9 protein-coding genes are annotated in these 11,923 nt (G+C 49.0%); all 9 read left to right on the forward strand.

Going from position 1 to position 11,923, the window contains the following annotated elements:
• The first annotated feature begins 38 nt into the window (after positions 1-38).
• Positions 39-1,322: a 3-phosphoshikimate 1-carboxyvinyltransferase gene (aroA, locus tag MES37_RS04295; protein WP_121815660.1), complete on the forward strand. Its 1,284-nt coding sequence runs from the start codon at positions 39-41 to the stop codon at positions 1,320-1,322.
• 185 nt (positions 1,323-1,507) lie between these two features.
• Complete coding sequence (locus MES37_RS04300; protein WP_064548231.1) at positions 1,508-2,266, forward strand: M48 family metallopeptidase; 759 nt, start codon at positions 1,508-1,510, stop codon at positions 2,264-2,266.
• A gap of 179 nt (positions 2,267-2,445) precedes the next feature.
• Positions 2,446-3,132, forward strand: coding sequence for a (d)CMP kinase (gene cmk, locus MES37_RS04305; protein WP_064548229.1), 687 nt, complete (start codon positions 2,446-2,448; stop codon positions 3,130-3,132).
• A 195-nt stretch (positions 3,133-3,327) separates the two neighbouring features.
• Entirely contained in the window at positions 3,328-5,004 is a 1,677-nt protein-coding gene (rpsA, locus tag MES37_RS04310) for a 30S ribosomal protein S1 (RefSeq protein ID WP_034456368.1), read from the forward strand.
• A 91-nt stretch (positions 5,005-5,095) separates the two neighbouring features.
• On the forward strand, positions 5,096-5,383 hold the full coding sequence (gene ihfB / locus MES37_RS04315) for an integration host factor subunit beta (RefSeq protein WP_034456367.1): 288 nt from the start codon (positions 5,096-5,098) through the stop codon (positions 5,381-5,383).
• A 202-nt stretch (positions 5,384-5,585) separates the two neighbouring features.
• Positions 5,586-7,856, forward strand: a complete 2,271-nt coding sequence (locus MES37_RS04320; RefSeq protein ID WP_337927073.1) for a ComEC family protein — start codon at positions 5,586-5,588, stop codon at positions 7,854-7,856.
• Positions 7,857-7,892: 36 nt separating this feature from the next.
• On the forward strand, positions 7,893-9,641 hold the full coding sequence (gene msbA, locus MES37_RS04325; protein ID WP_064548225.1) for a lipid A ABC transporter ATP-binding protein/permease MsbA: 1,749 nt from the start codon (positions 7,893-7,895) through the stop codon (positions 9,639-9,641).
• Positions 9,638-10,621 (forward strand): tetraacyldisaccharide 4'-kinase, encoded by a 984-nt coding sequence (gene lpxK / locus MES37_RS04330; RefSeq protein ID WP_237930137.1) that lies wholly within the window; start codon positions 9,638-9,640, stop codon positions 10,619-10,621. Before msbA ends, lpxK begins: the two co-directional genes overlap by 4 nt.
• A 50-nt stretch (positions 10,622-10,671) precedes the next feature.
• Positions 10,672-11,907: a winged helix-turn-helix domain-containing protein gene (locus tag MES37_RS04335; protein ID WP_237930139.1), complete on the forward strand. Its 1,236-nt coding sequence runs from the start codon at positions 10,672-10,674 to the stop codon at positions 11,905-11,907.
• The last annotated feature ends 16 nt before the right edge of the window (positions 11,908-11,923 follow it).

Genomic DNA, 11,923 nt, shown 5'->3' on the forward strand with positions numbered 1-11,923 from the left:
GTTTTTATTCTGTTTGAGTTGAGAGTATTTACCCCATGCTGGAATCCCTGACGTTACAACCCATCGCATTGGTCGACGGCACGATTAATCTTCCTGGTTCAAAAAGTGTCTCTAATCGCGCTCTGCTGCTTGCAGCACTGGCGCATGGCACGACTGAACTGACTAATTTGCTGGATAGCGATGACGTTCGTCATATGCTCAACGCACTGAAAGCATTGGGAGTAAGTTATACACTTTCAGCCGATCGTACACGTTGTGAAGTGACCGGCATGGGTGGGCCATTGCAAGCCGCGGGCGAGCTGGAACTGTTCTTAGGGAATGCGGGTACGGCGATGCGCCCACTGGCGGCGGCACTGTGTCTGGGTAGCAATAACATCGTGCTGACCGGTGAACCACGCATGAAAGAACGTCCGATTGGCCATTTGGTTGATGCTTTACGTCAGGGCGGCGCTCAGATTGATTATCTGGAACAAGAAAATTATCCGCCATTGCGTTTGCGTGGTGGTTTTAGCGGTGGCCAGGTTGCCGTCGATGGCAGCGTTTCCAGCCAGTTTTTGACCGCGCTTTTAATGACGGCACCGTTGGCGGAAAACGACACTGAAATCACTATCAAAGGTGACCTGGTATCGAAACCGTATATCGACATCACCTTACATCTGATGAAAACCTTTGGTGTGGATGTAGAAAACCGCGACTACCGCTGTTTTGTGATTCGTAGTAGCCAGCAGTACTCCTCTCCAGGGGCTTATTTGGTGGAAGGCGATGCCTCTTCAGCTTCTTACTTCCTTGCGGCTGGTGCAATCAAAGGCGGTACGGTAAAAGTGACGGGCATCGGTCGTAATAGCGTTCAAGGCGATATCCGTTTTGCCGATGTGCTGGAAAAAATGGGTGCGAAAGTCACCTGGGGTGATGATTTCATCTCCTGCGAGCGCGGCGAATTAAACGCCATTGATATGGATATGAACCATATCCCAGACGCAGCAATGACTATCGCTACTACGGCTTTATTTGCCAAAGGTACGACCACTCTACGTAATATTTATAACTGGCGTGTAAAAGAAACTGACCGTTTGAGCGCTATGGCAACTGAACTGCGTAAAGTGGGCGCAATAGTGGAAGAGGGGGAGGATTACATTACCGTGACTCCACCAGCTCAGCTGCAAGTTGCTGAAATTGGAACTTATAACGATCACCGTATGGCTATGTGCTTCTCGCTGGTGGCGTTGTCAGATACTCCAGTGACCATCCTTGATCCGAAATGTACGGCAAAAACTTTCCCGGACTATTTCGAACAGTTAGCGCGTATTAGCACCCTCAAGTAATGCACCACCACTTGCTCCGGTAACGTTGAGTGCCGGAGTAAATTCTCAATATCCTGCATAAGATCAACTCCGTTTTCGTACCTCCGCTTTCATTGCACCCGCTTGTACCACTGTTAATCTCACGTCCGATTTGATCAACAAATCGATGATTTATTTCATGTATAGCTCATCAACGGAAGATAACTATGAAGACTTTCAAAAAGGTAGTATTGGCAGTGTTAATGGCGGGGTCTCTGGTAGCGTGTAAGAACATGAATGGCGATAAACTGGCATCGTCCGGAATGTCGGCCTTCAAAGCCGCAACACTCAGCGATGCGGATGTTAAGGCAGTGGCAAACCAGTCCTGTAAGCAGGCAGATAGTGAAAACCAACTCGCGGGTAAATCCAGCAAATATGCCAAACGCTTGAACAAAATTGCCAAGGCTCTTGGGAATCAGATCGACGGAACACCAGTGAATTACAAAGTTTATTTGACCAGCGATATCAATGCCTGGGCGATGGCCAACGGCTGTGTACGTGTCTACAGCGGCTTAATGGACATGATGACCGATAACGAAGTTGAAGGTGTTCTTGGTCATGAAATGGGTCACGTAGCCTTGGGTCATTCAAAGGAAAAACTGCAAACAGCCTATGCCACTATGGCGGCCAGGGATGCAGTTTCTGCAACCAGCGGAGTGGCATCACAGTTATCTCAGTCACAACTTGGTGATTTAGCAGAAGCGGCGATTAATGCGACGTTCTCGCGCAGTGAAGAGTCAGAAGCGGATGATTTCTCATATGATCTCCTCAAAAAACGCAAAATAAATACTCAAGGACTGGCAAGCAGTTTTGATAAGCTTGCAACGCTTGATGGTGGTGCATCGAAGTCTATGTTTGATTCACATCCGCCATCAGTTGAACGTGCACAACATGTCCGTGACCGCATAGCAGCAGATAAAAAATAAACTACCTCTCTGAATTTGGGGCTGGTTTTTTCCAGCCCCACCTCAAGTTGCGCAATTCTTCTACACTCAACCTCATTAAAGACGATAATTGGCAGGAAAGATAACGGTCAGGATTCTGGCAGCGTATAATATGCGGCGTTTCTATTTTAGGTCCGTAATTCCAGCAAGAGGAGAGTACGATGACGGCACCCGCCCCAGTAATAACAATTGATGGTCCAAGCGGCGCAGGTAAAGGCACGCTGTGTAAAGCCATGGCGGAAGCGTTACAGTGGCATCTGCTTGATTCTGGAGCAATTTATCGAGTTCTGGCATTGGCGGCCTTACATCACCAGGTTGATGTAACCTCCGAAGACACGCTAGTCCCACTTGCTGCCCACCTTGATGTGCGTTTTGTTGCCAATGAAGGCAACCTGGAAGTCATCCTTGAAGGAGAAGACGTCAGCGCAGAAATTCGTACTCAGGAAGTTGCGAATGCAGCCTCTCAGATAGCTGCTTTCCCACGTGTTCGTGAAGCATTGCTGCGCCGTCAGCGCGCATTCAGAGAAGCGCCGGGACTGATTGCTGATGGCCGTGATATGGGCACCGTGGTTTTCCCTGACGCACCAGTAAAAATCTTCCTTGACGCATCTTCTGAAGAGCGTGCGCGTAGACGTATGCTACAGTTGCAGGAAAAGGGCTTTAGTGTTAACTTTGAGCGCCTTTTGGCAGAAATTAAAGAACGTGATGACCGTGACCGTAACCGTGCAATAGCACCGTTAGTGCCCGCCGCAGATGCGCTGGTGCTGGATTCAACCAGCATGTCCATTGACGACGTCATCAAACAAGCGCTTACTTATGCGCAGAAAATTTTAACACCAGCTCAATAGTGAATATTGCGCTGGTGTAAGTTTTGTCATATTTGTCATGATATTGCCATAGTGGTATCCTGACATATCGGGTAGTTTTTTACCCCTGTAACCTAAACCCTGTCGGCATGGAGCCAATGGCGGGGTATGTGAAACAACCCCATTCGGCGGGACGCTAAATGGACGTTAAACTAAAGAACCTTGAAGATTAACAACATGACTGAATCTTTCGCTCAACTCTTTGAAGAATCCCTGAAAACAATCGAAACCCGTCCGGGTTCCATCGTTCGTGGCGTAGTAGTTGCTATCGACAAAGATATCGTACTGGTTGACGCTGGTCTGAAATCTGAGTCTGCAATTCCTGTAGAGCAGTTCAAAAATGCTGCTGGCGAACTGGAAATCCAGGTTGGTGACGAAGTTGATGTTGCTCTGGACGCTGTTGAAGATGGCTTTGGCGAAACTCTGCTGTCCCGTGAAAAAGCTAAGCGTCACGAAGCTTGGATCACGCTGGAAAAAGCTTACGAAGAAGCTGAAACTGTGGTCGGTATCATCAACGGCAAAGTTAAGGGTGGCTTCACTGTAGAGCTGAACGGTATTCGTGCGTTCCTGCCAGGTTCACTGGTAGATGTTCGTCCGGTACGTGACACTCTGCACCTGGAAGGCAAAGAGCTTGAGTTCAAAGTCATCAAGCTGGACCAGAAGCGTAACAACGTTGTTGTTTCTCGTCGTGCAGTTATCGAATCAGAAAACAGCGCAGAACGTGATCAACTGCTGGAAAACCTGCAAGAAGGCATGGAAGTTAAAGGTATCGTTAAGAACCTTACTGACTACGGTGCATTCGTTGATCTGGGCGGCGTTGACGGCCTGCTGCACATCACTGATATGGCATGGAAACGCGTTAAGCATCCAAGCGAAATCGTGAATGTTGGCGATGAAATTACCGTTAAAGTACTGAAGTTCGACCGTGAGCGTACTCGTGTGTCTCTGGGTCTGAAGCAACTGGGCGAAGATCCATGGGTCGCAATCGCTAAGCGTTATCCAGAAGGTACCAAACTGACTGGTCGCGTGACTAACCTGACTGATTACGGCTGCTTCGTAGAAATCGAAGAAGGCGTTGAAGGTCTGGTTCACGTTTCCGAAATGGATTGGACCAACAAAAACATCCACCCATCCAAAGTTGTTAACGTTGGTGATGTAGTGGAAGTTATGGTTCTGGATATCGACGAAGAACGTCGTCGTATCTCCCTGGGTCTGAAGCAGTGCAAATCTAACCCATGGCAGCTGTTCGCTGAAACCCACAACAAGGGCGACCGCGTTGAAGGTAAAATCAAGTCTATCACTGACTTCGGTATCTTCATCGGCCTGGACGGTGGCATCGACGGCCTGGTTCACCTGTCTGATATCTCTTGGAACGTTGCAGGCGAAGAAGCAGTTCGTGAATACAAGAAAGGCGACGAAATCGCGGCTGTGGTTCTGCAAGTTGACGCAGAACGTGAGCGTATCTCCCTGGGTGTTAAACAACTCGCAGAAGATCCGTTCAACAACTACGTTGCACTGAACAAGAAAGGTACTATCGTTACTGGTAAAGTAACAGCAGTTGACGCGAAAGGTGCTACAGTTGAATTAGCAGATGGCGTAGAAGGCTACCTGCGTGCTTCTGAAGCTTCCCGTGACCGCGTTGAAGATGCAACTCTGGTTCTGAGCGTAGGCGACGACGTTGAAGCTAAATTCACTGGCGTTGACCGCAAAAACCGTGTTGTAAGCCTGTCTGTTCGTGCTAAGGACGAAGCTGACGAGAAAGATGCAATCGCTACTGTTAACAACAAACAGGAAGATGCACCGAACTTCTCTAACGCTATGGCTGAAGCATTCAAAGCAGCTAAAGGCGAGTAATCGTCTGAGCACTTAAATCAGGGCGGCTACGGCCGCCCTTGTTCGATTGATAGGTGTAAGTTAATTTTCCTGAAAGGAAACCGGAGGAATCATGACCAAGTCAGAATTGATAGAAAGACTTGCAACTCAGCAATCTCACATCCCGGCGAAAGCTGTAGAAGATGCAGTGAAAGAGATGCTGGAGCATATGGCCTCTACACTCGCCCAAGGTGAGCGTATTGAAATCCGGGGTTTCGGCAGTTTTTCCTTACACTATCGCGCACCTCGCACCGGACGTAACCCAAAAACTGGCGATAAAGTGGATCTGGAAGGTAAGTACGTTCCGCACTTTAAACCAGGTAAAGAATTACGTGACCGCGCCAACATTTACGGTAATTAAGTCTTAGGATTTAATTCTCAAGAACGGCACCTTCGGGTGCCGTTTTTTTATGCCAAAAATCACAGTTTTCGATTCCGCTCGCAAATTATTCGGCTGTATTTTCATGCAGCTCCGAAAGCCTGGAACCCTTCTCGAAGAACTGATTATCCATAGCTGACGTCATTTTTTAATACTTCACACTGCCTTTAACAAGGAGGTAGTCGTGAGGAATTCAATCGGATTATGTTGCAGTGCAATTATTGGCATTCTGCCTCTGGCGTGGCTGGCCAATATTCCTGATATGCCAATTATCGCAGTCATCCTCTTTGCGGCAGTATGCACTGGACTCATCCCGCATCTGTCTGCGCGCTATATCGCTTTTGGTTTGTTGTGCTTTTGCTGGGCGTTACTGAACGCCAGAGCTAGTCTTATGCCTGTCGAACAATGGTCCGGCAAACCTATTACGGTTGAAGCGGTGATGACCCGAACTGATGGAAAGCAAAATCACGATTGGGAAATGGTATCGGTAGAAGGAAAGGTAATTTTTCCTCCTGTTGGTATCAGGAGTCGTAGTGGTTACTTACCGGCTAGCGTCTGCGCAGGGCAACGCTGGCGCATGAAACTGCAACTGCGGCCAGTACATGGGCAACTGAACGAAGGCGGTTTTGATAGCCAAAGATATGCTCTTGCACAACATCAACCATTGAGTGCACGTATAATTTCGGCTGATCCCATTACGCAGCGCTGCAGTTTACGGGCTCAATGGTTATCCGCTGTTCAATTTTCGACTCAATCACTCCCCAATCAGGGCGTGATTTTGGCATTAGCATTTGGTGACCGCTCGGCAGTGAATGATGAGCAGAAAAACCTGCTTCGCCAGAGCGGCACGGCACACCTTATGGCCATCTCAGGGATGCACATCTCACTGGCTGCGATGGTGGGTTGGTTAATCGCTCGTTTAATACAACTGAGTTTTCCTGCACATCGAGTTCATTTCAGAATGCCACTCTTAGCCAGTGTCATAGCCGCCGCTGCTTATACCTGGCTGGCAGGGGGAAACCCTCCGGCTGTCAGAGCGCTGATTGGGGTCATTATCTGGCTTTTTCTACGGCTACAGGGGCGATGCTGGTCCGGGTGGGAGGTCTGGCTTTGCTGCATCACGGGTATTCTGATTTATGACCCTCTTACTGTTTTGTCAGACAGTTTTTGGCTATCGGCACTGGCTGTTGCCTCACTCATTTTCTGGTATCAATGGATGCCACTGCCACAAAGTGTACTAACGACGAAATGGTTTTATCGTTATCCACTCGCTTTAATGCACCTGCAGGTTGGCATCATGGTTTTGCTGATGCCACTACAAATTTTCATTTTCCACGGTATTAGCCTTAGCGCGTTAATAGCGAACTTACTCGCAGTACCGCTGATTACTTTTATCGTCGTGCCATTGTTATTAGCGGGATTAGTGCTTACCAGTATCCCGTGGATAGGAGAACATTTGTGGTGGGGTGTAGATCGTCTGCTGGCGCTACTTTTTACATCGTTGTCGCTATTACCTGACGGCTGGCTGGAAGTGGATGACCGTTTTCAGCTTTTGAGTTTGTGTGGCTGGCTGGCGATTATTATCCATAGGTTGGCGTTATGGCGCAGCTCGTCGTTTTCGGTGATAGCGCTGATCCTGTCCCTGGTTGTTTCCACAATGCGGCCTGAGAAAAAAGACGGCTCGTGGCAAATCACCATGTTAGATGTCGGGCACGGTCTGGCGATTGCGATTATCCGGCAAGGAAAGGTCTTTCTATACGATACCGGGAACGCCTGGCCCGGTGGTGATGCGGCTCAGCAAGTTATTATTCCATGGCTGCGTTGGCATAATCTAACCCCAGAGCAAGTCGTCATTAGCCACGAGCATCTTGATCATCGCGGTGGTTTAATCAGTTTGCAGCGCGAATGGCCAGCGTTAAAAATTCACAGTCCACTGCGTTGGGCAGGGCATCACCCTTGTTTTCAAGGGGAGGAATGGCAATGGCGGGGTTTGAAGTTTACTGCGTTGTGGCCTCCAGATCAGCCAGTAAAGACGGGTAATAATGGCTCTTGTGTGGTGATGGTCAGCGACGGGAACTTTCGTATCTTGTTAACCGGTGATGTGGAAGTTGAAGCTGAATTAGCTATGCTCAAGAGACGATGGGATATCTTACATGCTGATATTATTCAGGTTCCTCATCATGGTAGTCGCACATCTTCGGTTGCACCGCTGCTGCGTGCAGTTTCTGGAGGTGCTGCACTTGCCTCTACATCGCGTTATAACGCCTGGCATTTACCTTCCGGGAAAGTGGTTAAACGCTACCAGGCGCAAGGATATAAATGGTATGACACGGCGCAATCAGGCCAGCTGACTATCGATATAAATAGTGATAAATGGCAAATCAATGGCTTCAGAGAACAAATTTCACCCCGTTGGTATCATCAGTGGTTTGGTGTATCCCGGGATAATGGGTAGAATATGCGGCTATTTCATCTAATGCTGGTTTACTGAATGCATAACGATAAAGATCTTTCCACATGGCAGACCTTCCGCCGCCTTTGGCCGATGATTGCTCCTTTCAAGCCGGGTCTGATTGTGGCTGGTATTGCGTTAATCCTAAACGCTGCCAGTGATACCTATATGCTGTCTTTGCTTAAACCGTTACTGGATGATGGTTTTGGAAAAACTGATAAATCAGTGCTGCTATGGATGCCGCTGGTTGTTATCGGGCTGATGGTGCTGCGTGGTGCGACGAGTTACGTCTCCAGCTATTGCATCTCGTGGGTCTCTGGGCAGGTAGTTATGAACATGCGCCGTCGCTTGTTCAGCCACATGATGGGCATGCCGGTTTCGTTTTTTGACCAGCAGTCCACTGGTACGCTGCTCTCGCGCATTACTTACGATTCCGAACAAGTTGCTTCCTCTTCATCTAGCGCATTGATAACGGTCGTGCGTGAAGGCGCATCTATCATTGGCCTATTTGTGCTGATGTTTTGGTATAGCTGGCAGCTTTCTTTGATTCTGATTGTACTGGCTCCTATCGTTTCCTTCGCGATTCGTATGGTTTCCAAACGTTTCCGTAATATCAGCAAAAACATGCAGAACACGATGGGGCAGGTCACCACCAGTGCGGAGCAAATGCTGAAAGGCCATAAAGAAGTGCTGATCTTCGGCGGCCAGGAAGTGGAAACAGAACGTTTTAATAAAGTCAGTAACCGTATGCGCCGCCAGGGTATGAAACTGGTTTCGGCCTCATCTATTTCTGACCCTATCATTCAGTTGATTGCCTCTTTAGCTCTGGCTTTTGTGATTTACGCAGCAAGCTTCCCGAGTGTGATGGAAACGCTGACAGCCGGTACCATCACCGTGGTCTTCTCTTCAATGATCGCTCTGATGCGCCCATTGAAATCCCTGACAAACGTCAACGCTCAGTTCCAGCGCGGTATGGCTGCTTGCCAAACGTTGTTCTCTATTCTCGATTCTGAGCAAGAGAAAGACGAAGGGAAACGTGTTATTGAGCGCGCTAAAGGTGATGTTGAATTCCGTGATGTGACCTTTACCTATCCGGGGCGTGAAGTGCCAGCTCTGCGCAAGATTGACCTGTCGATCCCAGCGGGTAAGACCGTGGCGTTGGTGGGGCGTTCTGGCTCAGGTAAGTCTACTATCGCAAGCTTAATGACGCGTTTTTACGATATCCAGGAAGGCAGCATCACGATTGATGGGGTGGATATTCGTGAATACACCTTATCTTCGTTGCGTAATCAGGTCGCTCTAGTCTCGCAAAATGTTCACTTATTCAACGACACTGTTGCTAACAATATTGCCTATGCGCGTACTGAACAGTACAGCCGCGACGACATTGAAAAAGCGGCGCGTATGGCATATGCCATGGACTTTATCAGCAAGATGGATAATGGCCTGGATACCGTCATTGGTGAAAATGGTGTCTTGCTTTCAGGTGGTCAGCGTCAGCGTATCGCCATTGCGCGTGCACTATTGCGCGATAGCCCAATATTAATTCTCGATGAAGCGACTTCTGCTCTGGATACCGAGTCTGAGCGTGCCATTCAGGCAGCGTTAGATGAACTGCAGAAAAACCGTACCTCATTAGTCATTGCTCACCGCTTATCAACCATTGAACAGGCTGATGAAATTGTGGTGGTGGAAGACGGTCGTATCGTTGAGCGCGGTCCTCATGCAGAGTTGATTGAGCATCGTGGGGTTTACGCCCAGCTGCATAGAATGCAATTCGGTTCATGATAGAACGCATCTGGTCGGGAAAATCTCCCCTCTACCTTTTGCTATTACCGCTCTCCTGGCTTTATGGCCTGGTGAGCGGTGCTATACGTCTTTGCTACCGCTTAGGGATCAAAAAAACCTGGCGTGCTCCGGTACCGGTGGTCGTTGTTGGTAATCTGACAGCCGGTGGCAATGGTAAAACACCCGTTGTGATTTGGCTGGTTGAACAACTCCAGCAGCGTGGTATCCGTGTTGGAGTTGTCTCTCGCGGTTATGGTGGTAAATCCGAACACTACCCGTTGTTGCTTGATCAACACACCACAACGTCACAAGCAGGTGATGAGCCAGTGCTTATCTATCAGCGCACGGGGGCTGCCGTGGCAGTCGCGCCGCGCCGTAGTGAAGCGGTGAAAATGCTGGTGGAAAAAATCCAACCACAGTTAATCATTACCGATGATGGTTTGCAGCATTATGCGTTGTGGCGCGATAAAGAGATCGTAGTGGTCGATGGTGTTAGGCGTTTCGGTAACGGATGGTGGCTTCCAGCCGGGCCAATGCGCGAACGAATCGGGCGCCTGGCTTCGGTCGATGCCGTCATTACCAACGGGGGTGAACCTAAACCAGGTGAAATAGCGATGACGTTGCAACCCAGTGACGCCGTTAATCTGCTGACTGGTGAACGTCGCCCGGTACAAACGCTTGAAAGCGTTGTCGCTATGGCTGGAATTGGCCATCCGCCACGCTTTTTTGCCACCTTACAGCAATGTGGTGTCACTCCGATTCGGACTGTCAGTCTTTCCGACCATCAGGCGTTAAACGAAAGTGACGTCATAAAATTCGTTCAGCCAGGGGAAACCCTGATAATGACTGAAAAAGACGCTGTCAAATGCCGCTTATTTGTATCCGGCCACACTAACTGGTGGTATTTGCCGGTCGACGCACATTTAGCACAACCGCAGTCCGACGAGTTATTGCAGTCACTATTGGCGCTGGTGCGATAATTGTAAGTTACCGCATCGGAATTCGAGTTTGCTGACGACAAGGTTCATTCATGTCTGTACCGCAACTGACTTTACGTGCAGCCCGCAATCTTCATCTTGCCGCGCAAGGCTTACTGGTTAAGCCTCGCCGCCGTTCAAAACCTGCCGATGTTATTGCAGCCATCGACCGTATGTCGTTGCTCCAGATTGATACTATTAATATCGTGGCTCGAAGCCCGTATCTGGTGTTATTCAGTCGCTTAGGTCATTTCCCGCAAACGTGGCTTGATGATGCTCTTCTTAACGGCGATTTAATGGAGTATTGGGCGCATGAAGCCTGCTTTTTACCGAGAAAAGACTTTTCGCTAATACGTCATCGGATGCTGAATCCCGAAAAAATGGGCTGGAAGTACCGCCCTGAATGGATGGTCGAGCACGCCGAAGAGATTGAAAAACTCCTGGTTCACATTGAAAACAACGGCCCGGTACGATCTGCTGACTTTGAACATCCCCGTAAAGGCTCGAGCGGGTGGTGGGAATGGAAACCTCACAAGAAACATCTTGAGGGGTTATTCACCGCTGGGAAGGTCATGGTGATTGAGCGACGCAATTTTCAGCGTGTTTATGACTTGACCTCTCGCGTGATGCCGCACTGGAATGACGATTTGCATCTTATACAACAGCAGGATGCTGAACTGCAGATGCTGGAAAACAGTGCGCGCAGCCTTGGTATTTTCCGCCCTGAATGGCTGGCAGATTATTACCGATTGAAGAAGATCTCTCTCAAACCGTTGTTAACCCAATGGCAGGACAAGGGTAGCGCCATTCCGGTTAGCGTTGAGGGTATTGGCGAAATGTGGTTGCACAGTGACCTGTTCCCTTTACTGACTAAAGCTGAACAAAACACTTTGCGCGCCACCCACACCGCGGTGTTATCACCGTTTGATCCTGTGGTCTGGGATCGCAAGCGTGCCGAAGTACTGTTTAACTTCTCCTATCGCCTTGAATGCTATACCCCAGCCGAAAAACGCAGGTATGGATATTTTGTTCTGCCGCTGCTGCATCAGGGGGAGATTGTGGGGCGAGTCGATGCAAAAATGCACCGCAAATCCGCAGTACTGGAAATTATCAGCTTATATCTTGAGGATGGCGTTAAGCCGAACCAGTCCTTAATTAAAGGTCTGCATACGGCATTCACAGACTTTGCTCATTGGCAGGGCGCGACACAGATTCGCCTGGGTAATATCCCTGCGTTATTCGCTTCATCATGGGGCGAAGGTTGGGAAATTAACCCGGAGAACGCGTGAGTTATGTTATCCTTTC

The sequence above is a fragment of the Buttiauxella sp. S19-1 genome (assembly GCF_022134725.1).
GTDB classification, from domain to species: domain Bacteria; phylum Pseudomonadota; class Gammaproteobacteria; order Enterobacterales; family Enterobacteriaceae; genus Buttiauxella; species Buttiauxella ferragutiae.